Genomic DNA, 25,826 nt, shown 5'->3' with positions numbered 1-25,826 from the left:
ACACAAAACGCCGACTCGAAGTCGGCGTTTTTCATGGCGCCTGTGCGCGCCCTACAGCGTGATCTGCGTCCCCAGCAGTTTGAGAAACTCTCCCATCCAGGCCGGATGCGCGGGCCAGGCCGGGGCGGTCACCAGATTGCCCTGCGTCACCGCCTGATCGACTGGAATATCGGCATAGTCGCCGCCGGCCTCACGCACTTCCGGGCCGCAGGCCGGATAGGCCGAGCACTTGCGACCTTGCAGCACGCCCGCCGCCGCAAGAATCTGCGCCCCGTGGCATACCGCCGCCACCGGCTTGTCGGCGCTGAAAAAATGCCGCACCAGATCGAGCACCTTGGGGTTGAGCCGCAGGTATTCGGGGGCGCGCCCGCCGGGGATGACCAGCGCGTCGTAGTCCTCGGCCTTCACTTCGGCGAAAGTGGCGTTGAGGGTGAAGTTGTGGCCGGGCTTTTCGGAATAGGTCTGCGCGCCCTCGAAGTCGTGAATCGCGGTTTTCACCTGATCACCCGCCTTCTTGTCGGGGCAGACCGCGTGCACCGTGTGGCCCACGGCCAGCAGGGTCTGGAACGGCACCATGGTTTCGTAGTCTTCGGCGTAATCACCCGCCAACAGCAGAATGCGTTTTGCAGCCATATCGAAGTCTCCGTTGTGAGTCTGCCGCACGTGCGGCCTACCTATTGTGAAACGCAGCGGGTGAAAAACTCAACCCTGCGAATTTCTACAATCGCCCCATTCCTCACGAAAGCCCGCCCATGACCTCTGCCCTGCTGCAATCCTCCCTGCATTCCCTGCCCCTGCTGTCACGCGGCAAGGTGCGCGAAAACTATGCCGTGGGCGCCGACCGCCTGCTGATGGTGGCCACAGACCGCATCTCGGCGTTTGACGTCATCATGGCCGAGCCCATTCCCGGCAAGGGCGAAATTCTCACCCGCATGGCGCGGTTCTGGTTCGGCCTGCTCCACGACGTGGCGCCCAACCATTTGCTCGACATCGATCCCGAGACCGTGGTGGCCGCAGACGAGCGCAATCAGGTGCGCGGTCGCGCCATGGTGGTCAAACGCCTCAAACCCCTGCCGGTCGAAGCCGTGGTGCGCGGCTACCTCGCGGGTTCGGGCTGGAAAGACTATCAAGCTACCGGCGAGGTCTGCGGCGTCGCCCTACCAAAAGGCTTAAAGCTCGCCAGCAAGCTACCCGCGCCCATTTTCACCCCCGCCACCAAGGCCGAACTGGGCGAACATGACGAGAACATTTCCTTCGCACAAATGGAGCAGGCCATCGGTGCCGAACTCGCCGCGCAAGTGCGCGACATCAGCATCACCCTCTATCAACGCGCCGCCGACTACTCCGCCGCGCGCGGCATTCTGATTGCCGACACCAAGTTCGAGTTCGGCCTCGATGAGAGCGGCACCCTCACCCTGATGGACGAAGTACTCACCCCGGATTCCTCGCGCTTCTGGCCCGCCGACACTTGGTTGGAAGGCAGTTCGCCGCCGAGCTTCGACAAACAGTTTCTGCGCGACTGGCTCGAGGGCGTGCCCGGCTGGAACAAACAACCGCCGCCCCCCACCCTTCCCGCCGACGTCATCGAGCACACCCTGGCCCGCTACCGCGAGGCGCTGGAGCGTCTGACCGGTTGACGGAAACCCGCGTCGATCACGTGCGATCCTGAGCATGGCCAGGAATCAGAGTATCAAGATAATTCCTTGCGAGATGCGTGGAACGCAAGCCATTGTTGCCGACTCATCGATCACTTTCGGCCGTCACACCCACGAGCAATTCGGTATAGGCCTGATGGATCGCGGCGGACACAAATCCGCCAGCGGACGCGGCTTGGTCGAAGCCTGGCCCGGCGATGTCATCACGGTCAATCCAGGAGAAGTGCATGACGGCGCCCCTATCGGCTGCACAAGCCGTTCTTGGCGCATGCTTTACTTTGAACCTTCCATCATCGCGGAAGCTGCCGAGGACATCGCTGAGGGAGGGCGCCTGAAAGGTGAGTTCGCCAGTCCCGTCGTCCGCGACGGGCAACAGGCATCGGCTGTTCGCCGACTGTTTGATGTCGCAACCAGCACTGCACCGAATTCACTACAGCAGGACGAGGCTCTGTTGTCTGCGCTCGGCCCCCTCCTGCAACCGATCCAACCCCGGCTTTCTGGCTTTCCTGCGGCGATTCATTCGGCGCGGGCCATGATGGACGACGACCCTGCGACGGCCGTGCCGCTCCCCGTGCTCGCCCACGAGGCCGGGCTCAGTCAATACCAGTTTCTCCGCGCATTCACCCGAATGACGGGCTTACCTCCCCATGCGTATCTAGTGCAACGCCGGATTCATCTGGCCCGCACACTGTTGCGCCGGGGGATGAAACCAGCCGAGGCGGCAGCCGCCTGCGGCTTCGCCGACCAGAGCCACATGACAAGATTGTTCGTACGCACTTTCGGCTTGGCGCCGGGCGCATACACCAAAGCGTTGGGCTGAAGCCGCAAGCTGCAATTTCGTTCAAGAACGCGTACTGAAAAGCGCGGATGATTCGAGCCCATCTGGTTTGAATCCGAGGTGCCGCCGTGTTGTTCTCCTATTCGCAGTCGCTGCGCGACGACTTCCCTGAGTTGTCGACTGGGGTCTTGCATGTGCAAGGCATCAGTTCAATCGCAGAGACAGATGTTGCGGATTACGTCGCGCAGCTCACCACACTCGGCCGACAGCGTATCGCCGCTGGCACTGAGGCCGATCTGCCCGAGATTCAAGCCTGGAGGCGCGTTTTCAGCCGTATGGGCCTCAAACCAACCCAATATCGCTGCGCCTCGGAGGCGCTGCTTCGTCGCCTGCGCAAAGAGGGAGATCTCCCATCGGTGCTGCCGTTCGTGGATCTTTGCAATTCAGTTTCGGCTGCTTTTGCCATTCCGGTTGCAGCGTTCGATCTTGACCGGGTCGCCGGGGGACTCGTCGTGCGCCGAGCCACCGGCACGGAGCGATACGACACTTTCTCAGGCGAAATCGAGCATCCAGAGGCAGGAGAGGTCATCTTTGCTGACGCGAAGTCGCGTGCGCATGCCCGTCGATGGACCAATCGACAAAGTGCCTATTCGGCGGTGAGCAGTCAGACTCACAATGTTTTGATCGTGGCCGAGGCCATGCACGGCACAGCTAAGCAGGACGTCAGTCGATTGATCGTTTCGCTGACAGAAACAATCCGCCAATTGTGGCCTGCGGCGTCCGTGCGGGAAGGGACTTCTTGATGGGACCCGAATTCCTGATCACTTCGCTGCTGGTTGTCGCCTCGCCGGGAACTGGCGTCCTGCTGACCTTGGCTGCCGGCCTTTCACATGGCGCACGCGGGGCCGTCGTCGCAGCGTTTGGCTGCACACTGGGCATCCTGCCTCAAATGCTGCTGGCCGTCACGGGGCTAGCCACCGTGCTGCATACCAGCAGCTTGGCATTCCAGTTGCTCAAAATCACGGGCGTGTGCTATCTGCTTTATCTGGCATGGATGACGTGGCGTGATCGCGGTGCGTTGACGATCAACGCGGATGCACCGGCCCGCTCCGACCTACAGATGATTCGACACGCCGTGCTGGTCAATCTTCTGAACCCCAAGCTGTCGATGTTCTTTGTCGCCTTTTTGCCGCAGTTCGTTCGCAGTGGCGAGGCTAATCCAACGGGGACGATGCTGGAACTGTCGGCTGCCTTCATGGCAATGACCTTTGTCGTGTTTGTGCTCTACGGCACATTCGCCGCCAAGGCGCGCATACACATCCTCTCGCGGCCTGCCGTCCTTCTCTGGATGCGCCGTGGCTTTGCGACAGCGTTCATCGGGCTGGGCCTGAAGCTGGCGCTCGTCCATCGTTGAACAGGGCGGATACCGAATGACAAACGAAGACGCCAAGGCATAGCGCAGTGGCATGCCAGTCACAGAAACCGCATCTCAATTGATATAGGCGAGCACGACCCCAACAAACATCGCCAAACCCAGATAGTGGTTGAGCCGGAAGGCGCGAAAGCATTGCGCCGGATCGCGCTCGCGGATGAGGGTGTAGTGATACCTGGCCTGCGCTGCGGCGGCGGCCACACCCAGGAAGTAAGGCCAGCTCAGTCGCAGCGCCCACCCCACGGCAGCCCATAGGGCGATGTAGGCGCAATAGCTCGCCATGACCGCTGCCACGTCGGCGCGGCCGAAGGTGATGGCCGAGGTCTTGATGCCGACCTTGAGATCGTCTTCGCGGTCGACCATGGCGTATTCGGTGTCGTAGGCCAGCACCCAGAACAGATTGCCCAGCAGCAGCACCCAGGCCAGTAGCGGCACCTCGCCGCGCGCTGCGGCAAAGGCCATGGGAATGCCAAAGCTGAAGGCCACGCCGAGATAGGCCTGCGGCAGCGCCAGCCAGCGCTTGGTGTAGGGATAGGCGATCGCGATCAGCAACGCCGCGACCGACATCTGGATGGTGAGCAGGTTGGTGGTGAGCACCAGGCCGAAAGCGGCGAGTGCGAGCGCCGCGCCGACCAGCAGCGCCTCGCGGCTGGACACCTTGCCCGAGGTGACCGGACGCTGCGCGGTGCGGCGCACGGCGCGGTCGAAGTCTTGATCGGCCACATCGTTCACGGCACAACCAGCCGAGCGCATGAGAAACGTGCCCGCGATGAACACGACGACCAGCCACCAACTCGGTCGCCCATCGCTGGCGATCCACAAAGCCGACAGACTCGGCCACAACAAGAGAAGAGAACCGACCGGCTTGTCCCAACGGATCAAGGCCAGCCATAAGCGCAAACGTTCCATGCGTGAATTATCGCCACGCAGGGAACGTCGATGAAACGGGCGAAGGGGAAACGACTGAACGCCGATCAGCCTTCGAGCAGCGAGCGCAGCATCCAGGCGGTTTTTTCGTGAATGTCCAGGCGCTGGGTCATTAGGTCGGCGGTGGGCTGGTCATTGACTTCGTCGGCCACGGTGAATACCGCGCGCGCCGTCTTGGCCACAGCCTCATGGCCCTTGACCAGAATGCCGATCATCTCCTGAGCCTTGGGCGGCAGTGCCGGCACGTCGGCCAGGCTGGAGCGCGAACTGAAACCGTGATAGGAGCCAGGCACGGAGAAGCCGAGTGCGCGGATGCGCTCGGCAATCGGATCGACCGCATTCCACAGCTCGGTGTACTGATCCATAAACATCAGATGAAGGGTGTTGAACATCGGCCCGGTCACGTTCCAGTGGAAGTTGTGCGTGGTGAGATAGAGCGTGTAGGTATCGGCCAGCAGATGCGAGAGCTGCTCGGCCACTTTGGCGCGGTCGTCATCCGAAATGCCGATGTGAATCGGGGTCGATGAGGCATGCAGGGTGCTTTTGCTCATGATGTTCCTTTCAGTCTGTTGGATCAAGGCTAACCATAGCGCCCGGCGGCAAACCGGCGCAAGCGCGGGGCATCAATAAAACGAGAGATCGGTCTATCAGTCGCAGCGCTCAAGCGCCATAGCCTTCTGGGTTGCCCTGCTGCCAGCGCCAGGCGTCGGCGCAAATGGTGTCGAGCCCGCGTTTGGCGCTCCAGCCCAGAAGGGCTTTCGCCGCCGCCGGATCGGCCCAGCATTCGGCGATGTCGCCCGGACGGCGCGCCACGATCTCATACGGCAGATCGCGGCCGATGCTCTTGCCGAAGGCCTGCACCATCTGCAGCACCGAGTAGCCTTGGCCGGTGCCGAGGTTGACGGTGAACATGCCCTCATGGCCCAACAGGTAACGCAGCGCCGCCACGTGCCCCTCGGCCAGATCCATGACATGGATGTAGTCGCGCACGCCACTGCCGTCCACCGTAGGCCAGTCGCCGCCGAACACCCGCAGCTTCTGCAGGCGGCCCACCGCCACCTGGGTGATGTAGGGCATGAGGTTGTTGGGAATGCCGCGCGGGTCTTCGCCGATGAGCCCGCTTTCGTGCGCCCCCACCGGGTTGAAGTAGCGCAGACGAGCGATGCGCCAATGCGGTTCGGCCCGGTGCAGATCGCCGAGAATTTCTTCGATCATCAGTTTGCTGCGGCCGTAGGCATTGGTCGCGCTGAGCGGAAAGTCTTCGCGAATGGGCGTTGAGGCCGGATCGCCATAGACCGTGGCCGACGACGAGAAGATGAGGTTGTGCACCTTGGCGCGCTGCATCGCCTCAAGCAAAACCACCGTACCGCCGACGTTGTTGTCGTAGTACATCAGCGGTTTTTCCACCGATTCGCCTACCGCCTTCAGTCCGGCGAAGTGGATCACGGCGTCGATCTTGTGTTGTGCGAACACGGCATCGAGCCGCGCCGCATCGCGGATGTCGGCCTGCACGAATGCAGGGCGCTTGCCGGTGATGCGCTCCACCCGCGCCAGCGACTCGGCACTGCTGTTGCACAGGTTGTCGTACACCACCGGGATGTAACCCGCTTCGATGAGGGCGACGCAGGTGTGCGAGCCGATGTAGCCGGCGCCGCCGGTGACGAGGATGGTGGCTGTGGTCATGTCGTTTTTGCGGTGAAAGTCGAGGAATGGAATGGAGAAGGGTTTCCCCTATTCTGCCTTGTCAACATGAGGCACACACATCTTTCACGCGGGCACCCCGTTACGATGCTGCGCCATGACCCCAGAAGCCCGCAACGACGCCCCGCCTTCCCCCTGGATCGTGCGCCACGCCCATCTATTGCGCACGGGCGGAAGCGTGCTCGATGTGGCCTGCGGCGGAGGTCGCCATGTGCGCTGGCTGCAGCAGCGCGGCCATACGGTGTTTGCGGTGGACCGCAACGCTGAAGCCCTCGCCGGGCTGCGCGATCTGGCGCAGGTACAGGTGGCCGACCTGGAAGCCGGTCCCTGGCCCTACGGCGAACAAACTTTCGATGCGGTGGTCGTGACCAACTATCTCTGGCGCCCTTTGCTGCCGCGCATCGTGGAAGCGGTCGCCCCCGGCGGCTTTCTGTTCTACGAAACCTTCGCCCTCGGTCAAGCCAGCGTGGGCAAGCCGTCGAATCCTGATTTCTTGCTGCGCCCTGGCGAGTTGCTCGACGCGGTGCGCCCGGCGCTGCGCGTACTGGCCTTCGAAGACGGCTTTGTCCAAGCGCCTCACCCCGCGTATGTGCAGCGCATCGCCGCCGTGCGCGAAGCGCCCAACGCCAGCGCGGCAGACCGATACAATCTTTCCATTTGACAGGCAGCTCTCAAGCAGCACACGCAGACCAATGTCCTCCCAACCTATGGTCATCCGCGGCAGCATCGTCGCCCTGGTGACCCCCATGCACTCCGATGGCAGCGTGGACTACCCCGCGCTGCGCAAGCTGGTCGACTGGCACATCGAACAAGGCACCGACTGCATCAGCCCCTGCGGCACCACGGGCGAATCTCCCACCCTGCCGGTGGACGAGCACATCGAAATCGTGCGCACGGTAGTCCAACAGGCGGCTGGCCGCGTGCCCGTGATGGCCGGCGCCGGTGCCAACTCCACCAGCGAAGCCATCGAACTCTCCAAGCGCTGCCAGGAAGTCGGGGCCGATTGTGTGCTCAGCGTCGTGCCCTACTACAACCGTCCCACGCAAGACGGCATGGTGGCGCATTTCACCGCCATCGCCGAGGCGATCGACATCCCCGTGGTGCTCTACAACGTGCCGGGCCGCACCGTGGCCGATATGCAGGTGGACACTGCCCTTCGTCTCGCACAGGTGCCCGGCATCATCGGCATCAAAGAGGCCTCAGGCAACATCGACCGCGCCGCACAGCTCATTCGGCGCGCTCCGTCTTCGTTTGCCATCTATTCCGGCGACGACCCGACCGCCGTGGCGCTGATGCTGCTGGGCGGGCACGGCAACATCAGCGTGTCGGCCAACGTCGTTCCACGCCGCATGCACCAACTGTGCACGGCCGCGATGGCGGGCAATGCCGCGCTGGCCAGCAAACTGCATTTCGAGCTCATCGAGCTCAATCAGCTACTGTTCTGCGAGCCCAACCCCATACCCGTCAAGGAAGCACTGCGCCTTATGGGTCGCATCGACTCGGGCCTGCGACTACCCCTGACCCCCTTGCAACCGACCTTTCACGCCCCGTTGCGCGCGGCCTTGCAGGCGCTGGGCCTGCCGGTGGTTCACTGATTTCGTTCACTGATTTTCCCCATTCACCCCTTCGCATCTCCGAGACCTTCTTGCGTATGAACCTATCCAATCACTGGCGGTTGAGCGCCTTGGCCATTGCCCTGAGCGCCGGCGCCTTCCTCAGCGGCTGCTCATCCCTGAACACCGTTGTTCAGGGCAAGGGAGTGGACTACGAAAGCGCCAAACAGGGCAATCCGCTCGAAGTGCCGCCCGACCTCACCCAACTGGCGCGACAAGAGCAATACGTCGTTCCAGGCAGCCCCAATGCCCCGGTGAGCGCGCTCGCTTACGACAAGGGAGTGCAAACCGCCGAGCAAGTCGCCAAGACCAACACCGTTTTGCCGCAATACCCTGGCATGCGCATCGACCAGGCGGGCGGTCAACGCTGGCTGGTGGTCGACTCCAGCCCCGATCAACTCTGGGAAAAAGTCAAAGGTTTCTGGCAGGAAAACGGCTTCTATCTCACCCAGGCTGATGCCACAACCGGCGTGATGGAGACCGACTGGGCGGAAAACCGGGCCAAACTGCCGCAGGACTTCATTCGTAAGTATCTCGGCAAGGTGTTCGACAGTCTGTACGACACCGGCACGCGCGACCGCTTCCGCACGGTGTTCGAGCGCACACCCGACGGCAAGGGCACGCAGATCTACATCACCCACCAGACGATGAAAGAGGTCTACAACTCCAACGACAAATCGACCACGGCCTGGGAGCCCGCAACACCCGATCCAGGGCTCAACACCATCTTTTTGCGCAAACTCATGGTCACCCTGGGTCTGAGCGAGGAGGCGGCGAAACAACGCATCGAAAATCCGGTGCAACTGGCCCAACCCGTGGCCTCAAAACTCGTGGACGACGGCCTGGCGCTGCAATTGCAGGACGGCTTCGAGACCGCTTGGCGTAAGGTCAGCCTGGCGATCAATACTGCAGGCTTCACCGTGATTGAACGCAACCGCGCAGAAGGCCGCTTCGATGTGCGCTACATCAGTGCTGAAGCCGCGCTCAAGGCCTCGCAGGACAGCACGGGATTTTTCGGCAAGCTGTTCGGCAAAAAGGAAAGCGAGCCCAAACCGGCCGACTACCGCATTGCCCTGCAAAACGCCGGGACGCAAACCGTGGTGACCGTGCAGACGCTTGAGGGCAAGCCGCTGCAGACCGACGACGCGCGCAAGATTCTGCAAATCCTGCAACAGCAGATTCAGTAAGTCGTAAGTCACCCAAGACCATGGCCCACTAGAGGGCTATGGTCGACCAAAATTCAGACCACAAAAAAGCCGGCTTGCGCCGGCTTTTTTGCATCTGCAAAGAAATTACTTGGCAGCGCTGGCGCCAGATGCAGCAGCAGCCGGGGCCGAAGCAGCGGCGGGAGCCGAAGCAGCAGCGGGAGCCGAAGCAGCAGCAGGTGCCGAGGCCGGAGCCGAGGCAGCAGCGGGGGCAGAGGCAGCAGCGGGAGCCGAAGCAGCCGGAGCGGCTTCTTCTTTTTTACCGCAAGCGGCCAGGGCGAGAGCGGCGATCATGGATGCCAGCAGAAGGGACTTTTTCATTACTTTCCTCTAAGCGTCAGTCAAAATGGGGGTTGGCCCGAAAAAATTCTTTACCGTCCTGATTGAACCCAATCGCAACCAGAACCGGTTTGCATATCAAGTTCAGCGCATAAGTATAGTGGGACTTCGGGTTATCCCCGTGTTGCAATTTCAAGGTTCCGAATTGCCGTGTTGCAAAATTGTCACAAACCCAGAATCACTGCAGGAAATGCCGGGGTGGCCTGCTCCCAGACCTCGTCGAAACGCATGCGCAAGGCGTGCACACGCGCAGCCGTCTGCAAGGTCTCACCCGACATCCATGTCGCGGTATGTGCATAGACGGCGCAGCGAGGCGATCCTGCCATTTCGACCAATCCGCGAGCGCCCGTTTCGGCAATCTGGCGACAACTCACCAGGTGAGCAAAGTCGCGGCGGAACGCGGCGAAGCGCGGAAAACGGCCTCTCACCTGGCTCCAGTCCAGCGCCAAAAACCGCAGGGCATCGAGACGTCTGGCATCGCGCAGCGCCCATTGCTCCAGTTGCTGGATGAACGCGGGCTGATTCAACGGCCAGGCGCGATAGTCGGCGCTGAAACAGTAAAGACTCGCTCCATGATCGGCCACAAGCGCGCCGAGGGCCGCATAGGCTTGAGTGCGCGTCTCGAAGGGCAGGTCTTGGCTGGGCGGTGTCATCTGGATGTCACTCGAGTTTGCTATGCGGGCGAACTCTCGGCTGAACGCTCATGGCCCGGTTGCAACCAGCCGATAGAGCACCAGTCGGCCAAGGCGGCCAGCTCTGCCGAACTGGCCGACTGAACCTGCGCAGCGCTCAGGTTTTGCTGATCGGCCAGTTGGCGCAGCAACGCGGAGGACGCCAATGCAGCATCCACCTTCTCTCCATTGAAAAACAGCGCCTGCGCGGTGTAGAGCATTTTGCTGCGGCGATCGAGCCGACAACCCGTCTGCCGACATGCGCGGCGCAATGTGGCTGCAGGGGTTTCGACGCTTTCGAACCAGACCTGGGGCTTGGGAGTGGTGAGGTAGAGACCGAGCACGTTCTCGAACATCGCGGCGTCGGGTTTGAGGCGGTTGAAAGCCTCGCGGGCAAACTTCACCATGGCCTCGGGTAGCCGCGCAGGAGACGCCCCCGAGCGCAGCGGCGGATCGCGGTAGATCGCGCCGCCTTGCTGCGCTTCCGCCAGTTGCCACAACACTTCCTTGAGCAACTCGCCCTGCGGCGGCGCGCGAAAGCCCACTGAGTAAGTCATGCAATCACCGCTGGCCGCGATGCCGTCGTGGCCCCAGCCGGGGGGCAGATAGAGCATGTCGCCGGGTTCGAGGATCAGGTCTTCCTCGGGCGTGAATTTCGCCAGCAGCTTGACCGGTTTGCCGGGTTGTAGCGTGGCGTCTTCCACCGGACCGATGCGCCAGCGCCGCCGTCCGGCGGCTTGCAGCAGGAATACGTCATAAGCATCTTGGTGCGGCCCAACGCCGCCGCCCTCGCTGGCCCACGAAATCATCAGGTCGTCGAGCCGCGCGTCGGGAATGAAGCGGAATTGCCGCAGCAAATCGCCTGCGGCATCGACGTGCAGGTTCACCCCCTGAACCAGCAGCGTCCAGTTGCGCTGTTCGACGGGCGGAAGCTGCTTGCGCGAAAAAGGCCCGTGATCGAGCTGCCAACGGCGGCCCGCGCGCTGCAACAGGCGCGATTCGACATCGTCCTGCCCGGCCAGAGCGAACAGTTGCGCCCGGCTGAGCAGGGGCTTGAAGCCCGGAAAGGCCTGGCGCAGTAGCAGCGGTTTACGCTGCCAGATTTCGCGCAGAAAGCGGGCTTCGGTGAAGGCCCCCCAATGAAGCGTCGCAGTTGACATCTTTGTCATGTTCCAATGCGGGCGAACTTTTGGTCGTTCCCCGTTTCCATATTCAAACTCCAGCGAGCATAACCATGAAAATTACCGAAGGCCTTGTCGCCACCCTGTCCTGGCGCATGACAGACTCGCAAGGCGAGTTGATCGACGAAAACGCCGAAGGCGACGACTTCTATGTCGGCGGCGACGATCTGCTGCCGCGCATGGCCGAGCAGATGCTGGGCATGGGCGTGGGCGACAAGGGCGACATCTACCTGCAGCCCGAAGATGCGTTCGGCGACTACGACGCCGACTTGCTGCTGGTCGAAGACCGCAAGCTGTTTCCCGCCGAACTCGAAGAGGGCATGATGTTCGAGCAACTGCCCGAGGGCTGCTCGCCGGGCGATGCCGATGCCTTCTACACCGTGACCGAAATTCACGACGACAAGGTGCTGCTCGACGGCAACCATCCGCTGGCCGGTATGGCGCTGCGCATCGAATACACCGTGCTCGACGTGCGCGAAGCCGATCCCGACGAAATCGAGGCGCAGAGCGCGCTGCTCGATTCGGCTGATGCAGGGCTGTTTCTCCCCGGCGAGAAATAAACCTCGCGGTAAACCCCGCTGTTAGGCGTCATTCTCGGTTTTTCTGCTGCGCGCTGGCCGCTTCGCGCGCCAGCCGCGCTTTTTTGCGCGCGCGCCATTCCAGCCGCAGATGCAAACTCCAACCGAACAGGGTGATGAAATAACCGGCAACGGCCAGAACGAGCGCCAGCAGCGGCACGCCGACGAACAGCGGCGTGCCCAGATTCCAGGCCCAGTGCGCCAGCGCAACGGTCGAATCCCAGAGGTGCAGCCAGTCGAAATCGGGCGGCGCGGTGAGCCTGTGCGTGGCCTGCTCGGTGCTGACCAGCACGCCGAGCTTATAGGCCACGAGGTAGAGCGGCACGATGGTGAGCGGATTGCTGTAGAGCGTTACCACCAGGGCGATGGGAAAGTTGCACCGCACCATCACAGCCAGAATGCCCGCGGTGAGCATCTGGAACGGGCCGGGAATCAAGCCGCCGAACATGCCCGCCGCCACCGCCAGCGCCACGCTGCGGCGGTTCAGGCTCCACAGCGCCGGGTGCGCAATGTATTTGGCGAAGGGGCGCAGCCACGGACTGCTTTGCATCACCTCGAACTTGCGTACCAGCAGCTTGGCCCAGCGACGCGCCATGTCACAGCCCTATGGGTTTGCGCGGATCAGTGCGCGCCGGTGGAGCCAAAGCCCCCGGCGCCGCGCTCGGTGGCGTCGAAGTGCTCCACCACCTCCCACTGCGCCTGCACCACCGGCACGATGACCATCTGCGCGATGCGCTCCATCGGTTGCACGGTGTAGGCCGCGCTGCCGCGGTTCCAGCAGCTCACCATCAGCGGACCTTGATAGTCGGAATCGATCAGACCGACCAGATTACCCAGTACCACGCCGTGCTTGTGCCCCAGGCCGGAGCGCGGCAGCAGCATGGCGCACAGGCCGCAGTCGCCGATGTGCATGGCCAGACCGGTGGGAATGAGCTCGGCCTGGCCCGGTTGCAGGGTCAGGGGGGCGTCGATGCAAGCGCGCAGATCCATGCCCGCGCTGCCTGGGCTGGCGTAGGCGGGAAGCTGCTCGCGCAGACGGTCATCGAGAAGGCGGACGGCGATGCGGGGCTGAGACAAGAGGATTCCTTGGTGGATGAAGCGATTCAATCGCGGGCGGCGGCACACACCGCTCAGAGACCAGCACGTTCAAGCCGGGCAGCGATCTCCTCGATGAGCTTGCGCGCCAGCACTAGCTTGTCGCCGCTGCCCAGAGGGTGATGACCGGCAGCGTCGAACAGTTCTAGCCGGTTGTCGTCGCGGCCGAAAGTGTCCGGCCCGAGGTTGCCCACTAGCAGCGGCACATTCTTGCGCACACGTTTGGCTGCGGCGTGTTCCGCCAGTTTTTCGCTCTCGGCGGCAAAACCCACGCAGAACGGCGGCTGCGGCAAAGCGGCTACCGCGGCGAGAATATCCGGGTTCGCCTGCAAGGCAATGGTCGGAGCGCCCTCGCCTTCGCGCTTTTTCTGTTTTTGCGCATGCACCTGTGCGGGCCGCCAGTCGGCCACGGCCGCGGTGGCGATGAACACCTGCGCGGCGCCGACCTGCGTCATCACCGCGTCGAACATCTCCTGCGCGCTGCTCACCTCCACCCGCTGTACGCCATGCGGCGCGGGCAGTGCGGTCGGGCCGCTAACCAGCACCACGCGCGCCCCGGCCTCGCGCGCCGCCCGGGCCACGGCGTAGCCCATCTTGCCGCTGGAGCGGTTGGTCAGACCACGTACTGGGTCGATGGCCTCGAAGGTGGGGCCGGCGGTGACCAGCACGGTGCGGCCTTTGAACAATTTGGGTTGAAACGCAGCGACGATGTCCTGCAACAGGTCTTCGGGTTCGACCATGCGGCCTTCGCCGACCTCGCCGCAGGCCTGCTCGCCCGCGGCCGGGCCGCTGATCAGCGCGCCGTCTTCGCGCAGCCGGGCGACGTTGCGCTGCGTGGCCGGATGGCCCCACATCTCGCGGTTCATCGCTGGGGCGAACAGCACGGGTCTGTTGGACGCAAGCAGCAGGGTGGGAAGCAGATCGTCCGACAAGCCGCCCGCGGCCTGCGCGAGCACATTCGCCGTGGCTGGCGCAACGACCACGAGATCGGCGGCGCGCGTCAGCTCGATATGCGCCATGCCATTGCCCACGCGGGTATCCCACAGATCGTCGAACACCGGCCGACCGGTGAGCGCCTGGAAGGTCGCGGCGCCGACAAAGCGCGCACCCGCAGCCGTCAGCACGACCTGCACCGTCGCCCCCGCCTTGACCAGCAGCCTCGTCAGCTCGGCCGCCTTGTAGGCCGCGACTCCGCCGGTGACGGCGAGAACAATGTGTTTGCCCTGCAAGTCCATGGCCACTGCGCGCATTCAGGCGCCGAGACGCTGTTGCAGCAGGCTCTTGGCCTGGGCCAGCGCGGCGTCGATCTGCTCGGGCTGAGTACCGCCGGCCATGGCGAAGTCCGGCCGACCGCCACCCTTGCCGCCCACGGCCTGCGCCGCGGCACTAACCAGATCGCCAGCCTTGATCTGACCCACGCGGTCGGCACTCACTCCTGCGGCGAGCTGCACCTTGTCGCCCTCTCTACTCGCCAGCAGCACCACGACCGTCTTGAGTTTGGACTTGATGCGGTCCACCGCTTCGCGCAAGCCCTTGGCGTCCAGCCCGTCCATGCGCGCCAGCAGCACCGAGGTGCCGCCGATGGTGATGGCCTGCGACACCAGGGCGTCGCCCTGGGCGGCGGCCTGCTGTGCCTTGAGCTGGGCCAGGTCCTTTTCGAGCTGGCGCTGCTGCTCTAACAGTTGCTCGACCTTGGCCGCAGACTCCTCGGCCGGCGCCTTCAGGGTGCGCGACAGCCGCGCAACCAGCGCATTCTGCTTCTGCACAAAGGCCAGGGCGTTCAGGCCGGTGATGGCCTCCACCCGGCGGATGCCCGCGGCCACACCGCCTTCAAACACAATTTTGAACAGCCCGATGTCGCCGGTGCGCGCCACGTGGGTGCCGCCACACAGCTCGCGTGACGTGCCGATGTCGAGCACCCGCACGGTGTCGCCGTACTTCTCGCCGAACAACATCATCGCGCCCAGCCCCTTGGCCTCGTCGATGGGCATCACGCGGGCTTGCGTTGCGGCGTTAGCCAGAATTTCCTCGTTCACCAGGCGCTCGACTCGGGCGATCTCGTCGTCGCTCATCGGCGCGTCGTGGGCAAAGTCGAAGCGGGTCTTGTCGGCATCGACCAGCGAACCCTTTTGCTGCACATGATCGCCCAGCACCAGACGCAGCGCCTTGTGCATCAGGTGGGTCACACTGTGGTTGCGCATGACCGCCTGACGGCGCTCGCCGTCCACCTGCGCGGCCACGATTTCGCCCACTTTGAGGCTGCCCGATTCGAGCGTGCCGTGGTGGCCGAACACATCCGCCTGCAGCTTTTGCGTATCGTGCACGACAAAGCGCAGCTCGCAGGAGTCGCCCTCGAACAGCACACCGCTGTCGCCCACCTGCCCGCCAGATTCGGCGTAGAACGGCGTGCGGTCGAGCACGACCACGCCTGGGTCACCGGCCTGCAAGGTCGGCACCGAAGTGCCGTCCTTGTACAGCGCGACCACGCGCGCCTCCTTCACCAGCAGATGCTCGTAACCGTCGAAGCGGGTCTTGTCGCCGACGTAGTCGAGCGCGGCCTGCATCTTGAACTTGCCCGCTGCACGTGCTTGCTCGCGCTGGCGGGCCATGGCGGCATCGAAAGCGGCTTCATCGACCTTCATGCCGTGCTCGCGGCACACGTCTTGCGTGAGGTCGAGCGGGAAGCCGAAGGTGTCATGCAGCTTGAAGGCCAGTTCACCGGCCAGCAGATTGCCACCCGCGGCGCGCAGCGCAGCCAGTTCGGTGTCGAGCACGCCCATGCCATGTTCGATGGTCTCGAAAAAGCGCGCTTCTTCCGCCTGCAGCACCTCGGCCACGCGGCCTTGCACCTCGGCCAGCTCGGGATAGGCCGCGCCCATCTGCGCCACCAGATCGGGCACCATTTTGTAGAAGAACGGCTGGCGCACGCCCAGCTTGTAGCCGTGGCGGATGGCGCGGCGGTTGATGCGCCGCAGAACATAGCCGCGCCCTTCGTTGCCCGGAATCACGCCATCGACGATGAGAAAAGCGCAGGCGCGGATGTGGTCGGCGATGACCTTGAGCGAGGCGTGGCCCAGATCGGCGGTCGCGGTCTCGCGCGCAGCGGCCTTGATGAGCGCCTGAAACAGGTCGATCTCGTAATTGCTGTGCACATGCTGCAGCACGGCGGCAATGCGCTCCAGGCCCATGCCGGTATCCACGCAGGGCTTGGGCAGCGGCTTCTGGCGGAAGACGGCCAGCTTGTAGCCTTCGCCATCCTTGCTCACCAGGCCGATGCCGCCCTCGGCCTCGACGGCCTGTTTGCGTGCGGTGGCCTGATCTTCGGTATCGAAGCGCTCCTCGCCAGCGGCGTAGCGCTCGAACTGCATGAACACCAGGTTCCAGATCTCGATGTAGCGGTCGCCATCTTCCTCGGGCGAGCCGGGCGGGCCGCCCCAGATCTCGGGGCCGTGGTCGTAGAAAATCTCGCTGCAGGGCCCGCAGGGGCCGGTGTCGGCCATCTGCCAGAAGTTGTCTGAGGCGTAGCGGGCGCCCTTGTTGTCGCCAATGCGGATGATGCGCTCCACCGGCACGCCGACTTCCTTGGCCCAGATGTCGTGGGCTTCATCATCTTCGGCGTACACCGTCACCCATAGCTTCTCGGCCGGGAGCTTGTACACCGTGGTGAGCAACTCCCAGGCGTAGCGGATGGCTTCGCGCTTGAAGTAGTCGCCAAAGCTGAAGTTGCCCAGCATCTCGAAGAAGGTGTGATGCCGCGCGGTATAGCCCACGTTCTCCAGATCGTTGTGCTTGCCGCCGGCGCGCACGCAGCGCTGTGCCGTGGTGGCGCGCTTGTACGGACGCTGATCCTGCCCGAGGAACACGTCCTTGAACTGCACCATGCCCGAGTTGGTGAACAGCAGCGTGGGGTCGTTACCCGGCACAAGCGAGGAAGACGCCACGCGGGTGGAACCCTGCGACTCAAAATAGGCCAGAAATTTTTCGCGGATGTCGGAGACGTTCATGGGGCGGGTAAGTGGCTGTGGCACGGGCGCGGAACTGGCTCTGGCGCACGATCATGCAAAAGGTTAGATTTTAGGGCTTGCGATCCAACCCCGTTCACCCCAACCGGAGCTGCCCATGAACCGGCCCGCCAATCCGCTGTCCCTGCTCAAAGACCCCACGCTGTTCAAGACCCAGGCCTATATCGACGGCCAGTGGATCGATTCCGCCCGCCGCTTCGCGGTCACCGACCCAGCCACCAACGCCGAACTGGCGCAGGTGCCCGCGTTGGAGCCGATGCACGCCCAGCTCGCCATCGACGCCGCAGACGCGGCCTGGCCCGCCTGGCGCGCCCTACCGGCCAAACAGCGCGCCGCCATCCTGCGCAAGTGGTTTGATCTGCTGGTGGCCAACGCGGACGACCTGGCCCGCCTGATGACCGCCGAACAAGGCAAGCCGCTGACCGAGGCCAAGGGCGAAGTGCTCTATGGCGCCAGCTTCGTGGAATGGTTCGCCGAAGAAGCCAAGCGCGTCTACGGCGAAACCATTCCCAGCCCCGACGCCACCAAGCGCTTGCTCGTCCTCAAGCAGCCCGTCGGCGTCTGCGCGGCGATCACGCCGTGGAATTTCCCGCTGGCCATGATCACCCGCAAGGTCGCTCCCGCGCTGGCCGCCGGTTGCCCGGTGGTCATCAAGCCCGCCGAACAGACGCCGCTGACCGCGCTGGCCGCGGCTGAACTGGCCCACCGCGCCGGCATTCCGCGCGGCGTGCTCAACGTGCTCACCGCCGACGCCGAAGGGTCGATCGCCATCGGCAAGCTGCTGTGCGCATCAAAGGTGGTGCGTCATCTGTCGTTCACCGGCTCCACCGAGGTCGGCCGCATTCTCATGGCGCAGTCGGCGCCCAGTATCAAGAAGCTCTCGCTCGAACTCGGCGGCAACGCGCCCTTCATCGTGTTCGACGATGCCGATCTCGATTCGGCCATCGAGGGCGCCATGGCGAGCAAGTACCGCAATGCCGGCCAGACCTGCGTCTGCGCCAACCGGCTGTATGTGCAGGACGGCATCTACGACCGATTCGTCGAGCGTCTGGCGCAGGCCGTGGGCAGCCTGAAAATCGGCAGCGGCTTCGATGAAGGCGTGAATCTAGGCCCGCTGATCGACGATCAGGCGCTGGCCAAGGTCGAGAAGCACATCAGCGACGCTACCTCCAAGGGCGCGCGCATGGTGGTGGGCGGCAAGCGGGTGGAGGCCGGCCCCCATGCCGGACGGTTCTTCCAGGCCACGGTGCTGGCCGATGTGACCAGCGACATGCTCTGCGCCAGAGAGGAAACCTTCGGCCCGGTGGCGCCGGTGTTCCGCTTCAAAACCGAAGCCGAGGCCATCGCCGCGGCCAACGCCACCGAATTCGGCCTGGCCGCCTACTTCTTCAGCCGCGACGTCGGCCGCATCTTCCGCGTGGCCGAGGAACTCGAATACGGCATGGTGGGCATCAACACCGGCTTGATGTCCAACGAAGTTGCCCCCTTCGGCGGCGTGAAACAGTCCGGCCTGGGCCGCGAAGGCTCGCATCACGGCATCGACGAATATGTCGAAATGAAATATCTCTGCCTGGGTGATTTGAACAAGTAATCCAGAGACTTTGCCTCATCAGAAAACCATTCAAAATAAGGCCCAAGCCGATTATTTTTCGGGTGGGCTTTTTTTTGCGATTTCCCGCACCGAAGGCGGGTACATAGCATGATTTACTCGCCGGAGTATTTAATTCGATGTGACTGTTTGTGTCATTTAGTACAAATTCTCAAAGACTTTTACCAAATCATGCCAATCATCAGGGTTTCCACTGGCGCTGGACTCTTGAGCGCCCAGGGTGCATTGCAGCAAAATGCAAGCGTTCTAGAGGATGAAGCTCATGCCGAACACGACCATCTTGCGCGCAGAGGGACTGAGTAAACAGTTTTACGGATTTGCCGCAGTTCAGAATGTCAATCTACAGGTTAATGAAGGCACCATTCACGCGCTCGTCGGCCCCAACGGCGCCGGAAAAACCACCTGCTTCAATTTATTGAGCAAATTCATTACGCCCACTTCAGGTGAAGTTTATTTTCAGAATCAACCTATTACCCATCTGCAGCCGGCAGATATTGCCCGGCTTGGTATGGTGCGCTCCTTTCAGATCAGTGCCACCTTTTCTCAGATGACCTTGCTCGAAAACGTCCGCGTCGGCTTGCAGCGGCAGGCCGGGCTGGCCACCCAGTTCTGGCGCTCGACCCGGGCGCTCGATCGCCTGAATGACGAGGCGATGCAGTTTCTCGAACTGGTCGGACTTGCCAGCCAGGCCCGTCGTGCGGCAGCCAGCCTGCCCTATGGCCACAAACGGGCGCTGGAACTCGCCACTACGCTGGCCATGAATCCCAAGCTGATGCTGCTTGATGAACCGACTCAGGGCCTGGGCCACGAAGACGTGCAACAGGTGACCGAACTCATCCGCCGCGTCGCGCGGGGGCGCACCGTTTTGATGGTCGAACACAATATGTCGGTCATCTCCAGCATCTGCGACCGCGTGACGGTCATGCAGCGCGGCCAGGTCCTGGCCGAAGGCAGTTACGACGAGGTTTCGCGCAATCCCGAGGTGATCGCCGCCTACATGGGCGAGGCCGAAGAGGAGCTTGCCCTATGAGCAGCGTCGCCGACGCGTCTTCCGCGGTCCAGGCGACAGCATCGGCACCGCCGGCCACCCACGGCAGCCCGCCGTCCGCACTGGCCATCGAGAATCTGCATGCCTGGTACGGCGAATCGCATGTGCTGCACGGGGTGAATCTCACCGTGCAGCCGGGCGAGACGGTGTGCCTGCTCGGCCGCAACGGGGCAGGACGCACCAGCACGCTGCGCGCCATCATGGGACTCACGGGCCGACGCACCGGCAGCATTCGCGTCGCGGGCACGGAGGCCATCAATCTGCCCCGCCACCGCGTGGCGCCGCTGGGCGTGGGCTATTGCCCCGAGGAACGCGGCATCTTCGCCAGCCTTTCGGCGCGGGAAAACCTGTTCCTGCCGCCCGACCTGAAGACGGGCTTTTCTGGCCTAAGCACCGACGAGATCTACGCCCTGTTCCCGAATTTGAAGGAACGGGCCCATAGCCCGGGCACTCGGCTGTCGGGCGGTGAGCAGCAGATGCTGGCGGTGGCGCGCATTCTGCGCACCGGTGCGCGCCTTTTGCTGCTCGACGAGATCTCCGAAGGGCTGGCTCCGGTCATCGTGCAAGCCCTGGGACGCGCGATCACGGCACTCAAACACAAAGGCTTCTCTGTTCTGCTGGTTGAACAGAACTTCCGGTTTTCCGCCCATCTCGCCGACCGCTTTTATGTGATGGAGCGCGGCCAGATCGTTCTGGAAATTACCCGTGCGGATTTGCAGAAAAACAGAACGGCACTGCAAAACCTGCTCGGCGTCTAAGCGCGCTCGAAAGCGCAAACCCTTTTGGAGACTCCCATGAAACTCAAAACCCTCGCCTCTGCCCTCACCCTGGCCCTGGGCACACTGGCCTCGGCCAGCGCCGCAGAGCCCCCCGTCAAGATCGGCTTCATCACCGATCTGTCGGGCGTTTACTCTGCCGTGGACGGCCCCGGCGGAGTAGCCGCCATCAAGATGGCCATCGCCGACTTCGGCGGCAGCGTGCTCGGCCGTAAAGTTGAACTGGTGAGCTTCGACCACCAGAACAAGGCCGACCTGGCCGCTGGCAAGGCCAAGGAATATCTCTCGCAGGACGGGGTAGACATGCTGATGGGTGGCACCAACAGCGCCACGGCACTGGCCATGGAACCCATCGCAGCGCAATACAAAAAACCGTTCTTCGTCGTCGGCGCGGGCGCGTCGAGCATCGTCGGCAAACAGTGCACGCCCTACACCGTCATGTACGCCTACAACACCACCGCGCTGGCACGCGGCACCGCCAGCGCAGTGATCAAGAATGGTGGCAAGAGCTGGTACTTCCTCACCGCTGACTATGCCTTCGGCAAGTCCCTTGAGAACGAAGCCGCCAAGGTCGTGAAGGCGGACGGCGGCACCGTGGTCGGGCAAGTTCTCGCTCCTTTGGGTGCATCAGACTTTTCGTCTTATCTGCTGCAGGCCCAGGCTTCCAAGGCCCAGGTGCTCGGCCTAGCCAACGCAGGCGGTGATGCCGACAACGCGATCAAGCAGGCCAACCAGTTCGGCGTGACCAAGACCATGAAGCTCGCCGGCCTGCTGCTGTTCATCACCGACATCCACAGCGTCGGCCTGCCGGCTGCGCAAGGCCTGTACCTGACCACGCCGTGGTACTGGAACCAGAACGCCCAGTCGCGCGCCTGGGCCGAGCGCTACTTCAAGGAAATGCACGCCATGCCGACCTTCCTCCAAGCCGGTGACTACTCCGCCGCGCTCACCTACCTGAAGGCGGTGAAGGCCGCGGGCACGACCGATGGCACCAAGGTCATGGCCGAAATGCGCAAGATGAAAGTCAACGACATGTATATGAAGGATGGCTTCATGCGCCCGAGCGGCCTGATGATCCACGACATGTACCTGGAGCAGGTCAAGACCCCGGCTGAATCGAAAGAGCCCTGGGATTACTACAAGCTGGTGCAGACCATCCCCGGCAACGACGCCTTCGGCCCGGCCTCCGCCTACGGCTGCCCGCTGGACAAGTAAGAGCCGATGCCCGTCTCCGGCACGCGCAATGCCTGCCGGAGACGCTCCATCCATGGACTGACCGTCGAGGTGCCGCTTGACCGAATTGTTTGGTTTCCCCCTGCCCCTACTGCTGGGACAACTCATGCTGGGCCTGGTGAATGGCGCTTTTTACGCCATGCTCTCGCTCGGTCTGGCCGTGATCTTCGGCCTGATGGAAGTGGTCAATTTCGCCCACGGCGCGTTTTTCATGATGGGCGCCATGTTCGCCTGGATGGGCGGGCAATACCTGCATCTCAATTTCTGGTGGATGCTGTTGTTCGCTCCCCTGCTCGTCGGCCTGTTCGGCATCGGGGTAGAGCGTGTCGCGCTGCGTCGGCTGCGCGGCATCGATCCGATCTACGGTCTGCTGCTGACCTTCGGCCTTACCCTGCTGATCGAAGGCGTGTTCCGCTCGTTCTTCGGCGTGGCCGGCGCCCCCTACAACCCGCCTGAACTGCTCAGCGCCACGCTCAATCTGGGCTTCATGTACCTGCCCGCGTATTACCTCTTCGCCGTGGTCGCCAGCCTGCTGGTGTGCTTCGGCACCTGGCTGCTGATCGACCGCACCAAGCTGGGCGCATACCTGCGCGCGGGCACTGAAAATCCGGCACTGATCCAAGCCTTCGGCGTGAACTTCCCGCGCATGGTCATGCTGACCTTCGGTTTCGGTTCGGCCCTGGCGGGATTGGCCGGCGTGCTCGCAGCGCCCGTCATCCAGGTCTCGCCGCTGATGGGCTCCAACCTCATCATCGTGGTATTCGCCATCGTGGTCATCGGCGGCATGGGCTCGGTGCTCGGCGCCATTGTCTCGGGCCTGGCGCTGGGCTTGATCGAGGGCCTGGCCAAAGTGTTTTATTCGCCGGTCTCCAACACGGTGGTCTTCATCCTGATGGCGCTGGTGCTGACCATGCGTCCCGCGGGTCTGTTCGGCAAGGAGAAATGAACATGCTCGCGCGCTCCCGCTTGTACGCCGGCCTACTGTGGTCCCTGCTGCTTCTCGCGCTGATCGCCCCCTGGATCGGCCTCTATCCGGTGCTGGGCATGCGCATGATGTGCTTTGCGCTGTTTGCCTGCGCCTTCAATCTGCTGGCGGGCTACGCCGGGCTGATCTCCTTCGGCCATGCCGCGCTGTTCGGCGGCGCTGGCTATCTCACCGGCCTAGCGCTCACCACTTGGGGTTGGCCCACGCCGCTGGGCATTCTGACCGGCGTGGCCACCGCGCTGCTGATCGGTCTGGTGATGGGACTGCTTGCAGTGCGGCGCTCGGGTATTTACTTTTCGATGATCACCCTGGCGCTGGCGCAGATCGTCTACTTTTACGCCCTACAGGCCCATTTCACCGGCGGCGAAGACGGCTTGCAGGGCATCCCACGCGGCACGCTGTTCGGGTTGCCGCTGCAATCCGACCGGGTGATGTACTACTTGGTGCTGGCGGTGTTCGTCGCGAGCTGGTGGTTTATGCGCCGGGTGGTGAATTCGCCCTTCGGTCAGGTGCTGCAGGCCGTGCGCGAGAATGAGCCGCGGGCCATTTCCCTGGGCTATCGCGTCAACCGCTACAAGCTCGGCGTGTTTCTGATTTCGGCAGGTTTCGCAGGACTGGCTGGCGCGATGAAGGCCGTGGTCATGGGCTTCGAGACGCTCACCGATGTGCACTGGAGCACTTCGGGCCTGGTCATCCTGATGACCCTGGTCGGGGGTCTTGGCACCGATCTCGGCCCCATTCTCGGCGCGGTCATCATCACCGTGCTGGAAGAGAAGATGGGCACCATCTCCCGCTTCCTGGTGCACGCCACCGGGGTCGACTGGTTTCACCAACTCAACGATTCGGTGAGCATGGTGATCGGTGCCATCTTCGTGCTCTGCGTGCTGCTGTTTCGCCGTGGCATCGTGGGCGAGCTGCAAGCGCGGTGGATTGCGGGAAAGTAGCCTAAGCAAACAACAAGCAGGCTTTCCACCCAGCAGCCGTTGGTCTTGATGACCACCTTTTTTCAATCCAGCCCCGCCAGCACCCGCACGTGCTCGGCCACGCTGCGGCCGAGGGCGCTAAGGTTGTAGCCGCCTTCCAGGCAGGACACGATGCGGCCTTCGCACTGCGCCTCGGCAAAGTCCACCAGTTGGCGGGTGATCCAGGCGTAGTCGGCTTCCACCAGGCCCATCTGACCCATATCGTCTTCGCGGTGGGCGTCGAAGCCGGCGCTGATGAACAGCATCTGCGGCGCGAAAGTCCGCAGTCGGGGGAGCCACTGCTCGGTGACAATGTGGCGTACCCCGTCGCCCTTGGTGTAGGCCGGGACGGGGACGTTGACCATATTCGGCTGCTCGCCTTCCGCACCGCTGTAGGGGTAGAAGGGGTGCTGGAAGAAGCTCACCATCAGCACCCGTTCATCGCCGCGGAAAATGTCTTCGGTGCCGTTGCCGTGGTGCACATCGAAATCGACGATGGCCACGCGATCCAGCCCGCGCACATCGAGCGCATGGCGTGCGGCAATGGCGACATTGCCGAGAAAACAGAATCCCATGGCCTGATCGCGAGTGGCATGATGGCCGGGCGGGCGGATGGAGCAAAAGGCGTTGTGCAGATGACCGTCGATGACGGCATCGGTCGCGCTGATGGCCGCACCGGCGGCCCGCAGCGCGGCTTGCCAGGTATGCGGATTCATCATCGTGTCCGCGTCGATCCACTCATGTCCCTGCTCGAAATCACCGCGCTTTTTGAGATCGGCGACATACAGCGCCGAGTGCGCGCGCTCAACGTCCTCCAGGCTGGCGGGCGGCGCGTCGTCGTGGCGCTCGAGCCAGGGTGCAATCTGCGCGGCGATCAACCGGTCTTCAATGGCGGCGAGGCGCTGCGGGCATTCGGGATGGTCTGCCCCCATTTCGTGCAGAGTGCAGTCGGCATGGGTGTAGAAGCCGGTCGTCATGGTTCTTGTCTCCTGCGGCATATCCCCAGATTCGGGGGCATGCACGTCGTCCTCGTAGCATAGTGCGCTGTCGCCTCCCACTCCGCCGCTCGTGAAAACCCCAGCCCTGCCCAGTCTGCTCGACCAGCTCGAAACCATTATCAAAGGCAAGCGCCCACAGGTGGAACTCGCCGTGTGCTGCCTGTTGGCCAGCGGTCATCTGCTCATCGAAGATCTGCCTGGGGTGGGCAAGACCACGCTGGCCCATGCTCTGGCCGCCACGCTGGGGCTGCAGTACGCCCGCGCGCAGTTCACCTCCGACCTCATGCCGGGCGATCTGCTGGGCATTTCGGTGTTCGACCGCAACCGCAGCGAGTTCGTGTTTCACCCCGGCCCGGTGTTTTCGCAGGTGCTGCTGGCCGACGAAATCAACCGCGCCGGGCCGAAGGTGCAAAGCGCCCTGCTTGAAGCGATGGAAGAGCGCCAGGTGAGTGTGGACGGACAGACGCGCCGCCTGCCCGAGCCATTTTTCGTCATCGCCACCCAAAACCCGTTCGACCAGCTCGGCACCTATGCCCTGCCCGAGTCGCAGCTCGACCGCTTTCTGCTGTGCATCTCTCTGGGCTACCCCAGCCGCGCCGCCGAGCGCGCCCTTCTCGAAGGCCGCGACCGGCGCGAGTTGATCGCGGAGCTGCAACCGGTGCTGACCCCCGAGCGCTTGATCGAGCTACAGCGACAGGCGCAGGCCGTGCATGCCGCTCCCGCCCTGCTCGATTATGTGCAGGAGCTGCTCACGCAGACGCGCAACGGGCGCTGGTTCATCGAAGGGCTCAGCCCGCGCGCCGGTCTGGGCCTGTTGCGCGCCGCCCGGGCTTGGGCGCTGCTGCAGGGCCGCGACTACCTCATTCCCGACGACGTGCAGCAAGTCCTGCCATTCGTTGCCGGGCACCGCTTGCGCACCCTCGACAGCCCCACGGTCAACCGCGCGGCCTCGTTGCAGGCAGTGCAATCGCTGCTGGAGCACGTCCCGGTGTAAGGCCCGAAGGCCCGCGCGCCAAGC

At 63.4% G+C, this 25,826-nt stretch carries 27 protein-coding genes; 15 read left to right on the top strand and 12 right to left on the bottom strand.

Annotated elements, in window-relative coordinates; translation table 11 throughout:
- Positions 1–51: 51 nt before the first annotated feature.
- Positions 52–633, bottom strand: coding sequence for a DJ-1/PfpI family protein (locus THI_RS04680; protein ID WP_013105085.1), 582 nt, complete (start codon positions 631–633; stop codon positions 52–54).
- Between the two features lie 119 nt (positions 634–752).
- Between THI_RS04680 and THI_RS04675 the strand changes: the two genes are divergently transcribed.
- The 4 genes from THI_RS04675 (at position 753) to THI_RS04660 (ending at position 3,847) form a co-directional block, all read left to right on the top strand.
- Complete coding sequence (locus THI_RS04675; RefSeq protein ID WP_013105084.1) at positions 753–1,637, top strand: phosphoribosylaminoimidazolesuccinocarboxamide synthase; 885 nt, start codon at positions 753–755, stop codon at positions 1,635–1,637.
- A 34-nt stretch (positions 1,638–1,671) separates the two neighbouring features.
- Positions 1,672–2,475 (top strand): AraC family transcriptional regulator, encoded by an 804-nt coding sequence (locus THI_RS04670; protein ID WP_013105083.1) that lies wholly within the window; start codon positions 1,672–1,674, stop codon positions 2,473–2,475.
- 86 nt (positions 2,476–2,561) lie between these two features.
- Complete coding sequence (locus tag THI_RS04665; RefSeq protein WP_013105082.1) at positions 2,562–3,236, top strand: B3/B4 domain-containing protein; 675 nt, start codon at positions 2,562–2,564, stop codon at positions 3,234–3,236.
- The gene (locus tag THI_RS04660; RefSeq protein WP_013105081.1) at positions 3,236–3,847 is read left to right on the top strand and encodes a LysE family translocator; all 612 of its coding nucleotides are present in this window, start codon (positions 3,236–3,238) and stop codon (positions 3,845–3,847) included. Before THI_RS04665 ends, THI_RS04660 begins: the two co-directional genes overlap by 1 nt.
- Positions 3,848–3,922: 75 nt before the next feature.
- On the opposite strand, the gene ubiA is transcribed toward THI_RS04660, so the two are convergent.
- The 3 genes from ubiA to galE all read right to left on the bottom strand — a co-directional run bounded on the left by ubiA (position 3,923) and on the right by galE (position 6,475).
- Complete coding sequence (gene ubiA / locus THI_RS04655; RefSeq protein ID WP_013105080.1) at positions 3,923–4,774, bottom strand: 4-hydroxybenzoate octaprenyltransferase; 852 nt, start codon at positions 4,772–4,774, stop codon at positions 3,923–3,925.
- Between the two features lie 65 nt (positions 4,775–4,839).
- The gene (locus THI_RS04650; RefSeq protein WP_013105079.1) at positions 4,840–5,343 is read right to left on the bottom strand and encodes a Dps family protein; all 504 of its coding nucleotides are present in this window, start codon (positions 5,341–5,343) and stop codon (positions 4,840–4,842) included.
- A gap of 109 nt (positions 5,344–5,452) precedes the next feature.
- Positions 5,453–6,475 (bottom strand): UDP-glucose 4-epimerase GalE, encoded by a 1,023-nt coding sequence (gene galE, locus THI_RS04645; protein WP_013105078.1) that lies wholly within the window; start codon positions 6,473–6,475, stop codon positions 5,453–5,455.
- Positions 6,476–6,590: 115 nt separating this feature from the next.
- Between galE and THI_RS04640 the strand changes: the two genes are divergently transcribed.
- Genes THI_RS04640 through bamC form a run of 3 tightly spaced genes read left to right on the top strand, consistent with a single transcriptional unit; the run spans position 6,591 to position 9,293 of the window.
- Positions 6,591–7,154, top strand: a complete 564-nt coding sequence (locus THI_RS04640) for a class I SAM-dependent methyltransferase (protein ID WP_013105077.1) — start codon at positions 6,591–6,593, stop codon at positions 7,152–7,154.
- A gap of 31 nt (positions 7,155–7,185) precedes the next feature.
- Positions 7,186–8,088: a 4-hydroxy-tetrahydrodipicolinate synthase gene (gene dapA, locus THI_RS04635; RefSeq protein ID WP_141130515.1), complete on the top strand. Its 903-nt coding sequence runs from the start codon at positions 7,186–7,188 to the stop codon at positions 8,086–8,088.
- A 56-nt stretch (positions 8,089–8,144) separates the two neighbouring features.
- Positions 8,145–9,293: an NlpB/DapX family lipoprotein gene (gene bamC / locus THI_RS04630; protein WP_041608906.1), complete on the top strand. Its 1,149-nt coding sequence runs from the start codon at positions 8,145–8,147 to the stop codon at positions 9,291–9,293.
- A gap of 105 nt (positions 9,294–9,398) precedes the next feature.
- Here the strand turns inward: bamC and THI_RS19255 are convergent, their stop codons facing one another.
- From THI_RS19255 to THI_RS04620, 3 genes are all read right to left on the bottom strand, one after another.
- Positions 9,399–9,632, bottom strand: a complete 234-nt coding sequence (locus tag THI_RS19255; RefSeq protein WP_079668456.1) for a hypothetical protein — start codon at positions 9,630–9,632, stop codon at positions 9,399–9,401.
- A 182-nt stretch (positions 9,633–9,814) separates the two neighbouring features.
- Positions 9,815–10,303, bottom strand: coding sequence for a DUF7931 domain-containing protein (locus THI_RS04625; protein ID WP_013105074.1), 489 nt, complete (start codon positions 10,301–10,303; stop codon positions 9,815–9,817).
- Between the two features lie 20 nt (positions 10,304–10,323).
- Positions 10,324–11,481: a JmjC domain-containing protein gene (locus THI_RS04620; RefSeq protein WP_013105073.1), complete on the bottom strand. Its 1,158-nt coding sequence runs from the start codon at positions 11,479–11,481 to the stop codon at positions 10,324–10,326.
- 74 nt (positions 11,482–11,555) lie between these two features.
- Here THI_RS04620 and THI_RS04615 point away from each other — a divergent pair, with 74 nt between their 5' ends.
- Complete coding sequence (locus THI_RS04615; protein ID WP_013105072.1) at positions 11,556–12,062, top strand: FKBP-type peptidyl-prolyl cis-trans isomerase; 507 nt, start codon at positions 11,556–11,558, stop codon at positions 12,060–12,062.
- 28 nt (positions 12,063–12,090) lie between these two features.
- Here THI_RS04615 and THI_RS04610 read toward each other — a convergent pair whose 3' ends face one another.
- Genes THI_RS04610 through alaS form a run of 4 tightly spaced genes read right to left on the bottom strand, consistent with a single transcriptional unit; the run spans position 12,091 to position 17,179 of the window.
- Complete coding sequence (locus THI_RS04610; protein ID WP_013105071.1) at positions 12,091–12,675, bottom strand: DUF2062 domain-containing protein; 585 nt, start codon at positions 12,673–12,675, stop codon at positions 12,091–12,093.
- Positions 12,676–12,701: 26 nt separating this feature from the next.
- Positions 12,702–13,157 (bottom strand): dUTP diphosphatase, encoded by a 456-nt coding sequence (dut, locus tag THI_RS04605; protein ID WP_013105070.1) that lies wholly within the window; start codon positions 13,155–13,157, stop codon positions 12,702–12,704.
- Between the two features lie 53 nt (positions 13,158–13,210).
- Complete coding sequence (gene coaBC, locus THI_RS04600; RefSeq protein ID WP_041609150.1) at positions 13,211–14,410, bottom strand: bifunctional phosphopantothenoylcysteine decarboxylase/phosphopantothenate--cysteine ligase CoaBC; 1,200 nt, start codon at positions 14,408–14,410, stop codon at positions 13,211–13,213.
- Between the two features lie 15 nt (positions 14,411–14,425).
- On the bottom strand, positions 14,426–17,179 hold the full coding sequence (gene alaS / locus THI_RS04595) for an alanine--tRNA ligase (protein ID WP_013105068.1): 2,754 nt from the start codon (positions 17,177–17,179) through the stop codon (positions 14,426–14,428).
- Between the two features lie 115 nt (positions 17,180–17,294).
- On the opposite strand from alaS, the gene THI_RS04590 reads away from it, so the two are divergent.
- The 6 genes from THI_RS04590 (at position 17,295) to THI_RS04565 (ending at position 23,792) form a co-directional block, all read left to right on the top strand.
- A complete protein-coding gene (locus THI_RS04590; RefSeq protein ID WP_013105067.1) occupies positions 17,295–18,788 on the top strand; it encodes an NAD-dependent succinate-semialdehyde dehydrogenase in 1,494 nt (497 codons plus the stop codon).
- 280 nt (positions 18,789–19,068) lie between these two features.
- Positions 19,069–19,836, top strand: coding sequence for an ABC transporter ATP-binding protein (locus tag THI_RS04585; protein WP_013105066.1), 768 nt, complete (start codon positions 19,069–19,071; stop codon positions 19,834–19,836).
- The gene (locus tag THI_RS04580) at positions 19,833–20,612 is read left to right on the top strand and encodes an ABC transporter ATP-binding protein (RefSeq protein WP_013105065.1); all 780 of its coding nucleotides are present in this window, start codon (positions 19,833–19,835) and stop codon (positions 20,610–20,612) included. Before THI_RS04585 ends, THI_RS04580 begins: the two co-directional genes overlap by 4 nt.
- Before the next feature lie 36 nt (positions 20,613–20,648).
- Positions 20,649–21,845 (top strand): ABC transporter substrate-binding protein, encoded by a 1,197-nt coding sequence (locus THI_RS04575; RefSeq protein WP_013105064.1) that lies wholly within the window; start codon positions 20,649–20,651, stop codon positions 21,843–21,845.
- 76 nt (positions 21,846–21,921) lie between these two features.
- Positions 21,922–22,809, top strand: a complete 888-nt coding sequence (locus THI_RS04570; protein ID WP_013105063.1) for a branched-chain amino acid ABC transporter permease — start codon at positions 21,922–21,924, stop codon at positions 22,807–22,809.
- Positions 22,810–22,811: 2 nt separating this feature from the next.
- Positions 22,812–23,792 (top strand): branched-chain amino acid ABC transporter permease, encoded by a 981-nt coding sequence (locus THI_RS04565; protein WP_050985915.1) that lies wholly within the window; start codon positions 22,812–22,814, stop codon positions 23,790–23,792.
- Between the two features lie 62 nt (positions 23,793–23,854).
- Here the strand turns inward: THI_RS04565 and THI_RS04560 are convergent, their stop codons facing one another.
- Positions 23,855–24,787 (bottom strand): histone deacetylase family protein, encoded by a 933-nt coding sequence (locus tag THI_RS04560; RefSeq protein ID WP_013105061.1) that lies wholly within the window; start codon positions 24,785–24,787, stop codon positions 23,855–23,857.
- 91 nt (positions 24,788–24,878) lie between these two features.
- Between THI_RS04560 and THI_RS04555 the strand changes: the two genes are divergently transcribed.
- Positions 24,879–25,802 (top strand): AAA family ATPase, encoded by a 924-nt coding sequence (locus THI_RS04555; RefSeq protein ID WP_013105060.1) that lies wholly within the window; start codon positions 24,879–24,881, stop codon positions 25,800–25,802.
- Positions 25,803–25,826: the final 24 nt, after the last annotated feature.

The sequence above is a fragment of the Thiomonas arsenitoxydans genome (assembly GCF_000253115.1).
Taxonomy (GTDB): Bacteria; Pseudomonadota; Gammaproteobacteria; order Burkholderiales; family Burkholderiaceae_C; genus Thiomonas; species Thiomonas arsenitoxydans.
Note: the sequence above shows the minus strand (reverse complement) of the source record. Positions and strands in the feature narration are given on the sequence as shown.

Excerpts from the sequence above, each read along its gene's own strand:
- THI_RS04615 (WP_013105072.1), top strand. The coding sequence starts at position 11,556 with ATGAAAATTACCGAAGGCCTTGTCGCCACCCTGTCCTGGCGCATGACA.
- THI_RS04575 (WP_013105064.1), top strand. The coding sequence starts at position 20,649 with ATGAAACTCAAAACCCTCGCCTCTGCCCTCACCCTGGCCCTGGGCACA.
- THI_RS04610 (WP_013105071.1), bottom strand. The coding sequence starts at position 12,675 with ATGGCGCGTCGCTGGGCCAAGCTGCTGGTACGCAAGTTCGAGGTGATG.
- alaS (WP_013105068.1), bottom strand. The coding sequence starts at position 17,179 with ATGAACGTCTCCGACATCCGCGAAAAATTTCTGGCCTATTTTGAGTCG.
- THI_RS04590 (WP_013105067.1), top strand. The coding sequence starts at position 17,295 with ATGAACCGGCCCGCCAATCCGCTGTCCCTGCTCAAAGACCCCACGCTG.
- THI_RS04580 (WP_013105065.1), top strand. The coding sequence starts at position 19,833 with ATGAGCAGCGTCGCCGACGCGTCTTCCGCGGTCCAGGCGACAGCATCG.
- THI_RS04650 (WP_013105079.1), bottom strand. The coding sequence starts at position 5,343 with ATGAGCAAAAGCACCCTGCATGCCTCATCGACCCCGATTCACATCGGC.
- dapA (WP_141130515.1), top strand. The coding sequence starts at position 7,186 with ATGTCCTCCCAACCTATGGTCATCCGCGGCAGCATCGTCGCCCTGGTG.
- THI_RS04565 (WP_050985915.1), top strand. The coding sequence starts at position 22,812 with ATGCTCGCGCGCTCCCGCTTGTACGCCGGCCTACTGTGGTCCCTGCTG.
- THI_RS04675 (WP_013105084.1), top strand. The coding sequence starts at position 753 with ATGACCTCTGCCCTGCTGCAATCCTCCCTGCATTCCCTGCCCCTGCTG.
- THI_RS04640 (WP_013105077.1), top strand. The coding sequence starts at position 6,591 with ATGACCCCAGAAGCCCGCAACGACGCCCCGCCTTCCCCCTGGATCGTG.
- THI_RS04560 (WP_013105061.1), bottom strand. The coding sequence starts at position 24,787 with ATGACGACCGGCTTCTACACCCATGCCGACTGCACTCTGCACGAAATG.
- THI_RS04620 (WP_013105073.1), bottom strand. The coding sequence starts at position 11,481 with ATGTCAACTGCGACGCTTCATTGGGGGGCCTTCACCGAAGCCCGCTTT.
- bamC (WP_041608906.1), top strand. The coding sequence starts at position 8,145 with ATGAACCTATCCAATCACTGGCGGTTGAGCGCCTTGGCCATTGCCCTG.
- THI_RS04585 (WP_013105066.1), top strand. The coding sequence starts at position 19,069 with ATGCCGAACACGACCATCTTGCGCGCAGAGGGACTGAGTAAACAGTTT.
- THI_RS19255 (WP_079668456.1), bottom strand. The coding sequence starts at position 9,632 with ATGAAAAAGTCCCTTCTGCTGGCATCCATGATCGCCGCTCTCGCCCTG.
- coaBC (WP_041609150.1), bottom strand. The coding sequence starts at position 14,410 with ATGGACTTGCAGGGCAAACACATTGTTCTCGCCGTCACCGGCGGAGTC.
- THI_RS04660 (WP_013105081.1), top strand. The coding sequence starts at position 3,236 with ATGGGACCCGAATTCCTGATCACTTCGCTGCTGGTTGTCGCCTCGCCG.
- THI_RS04625 (WP_013105074.1), bottom strand. The coding sequence starts at position 10,303 with ATGACACCGCCCAGCCAAGACCTGCCCTTCGAGACGCGCACTCAAGCC.
- THI_RS04680 (WP_013105085.1), bottom strand. The coding sequence starts at position 633 with ATGGCTGCAAAACGCATTCTGCTGTTGGCGGGTGATTACGCCGAAGAC.
- galE (WP_013105078.1), bottom strand. The coding sequence starts at position 6,475 with ATGACCACAGCCACCATCCTCGTCACCGGCGGCGCCGGCTACATCGGC.
- THI_RS04670 (WP_013105083.1), top strand. The coding sequence starts at position 1,672 with ATGGCCAGGAATCAGAGTATCAAGATAATTCCTTGCGAGATGCGTGGA.
- ubiA (WP_013105080.1), bottom strand. The coding sequence starts at position 4,774 with ATGGAACGTTTGCGCTTATGGCTGGCCTTGATCCGTTGGGACAAGCCG.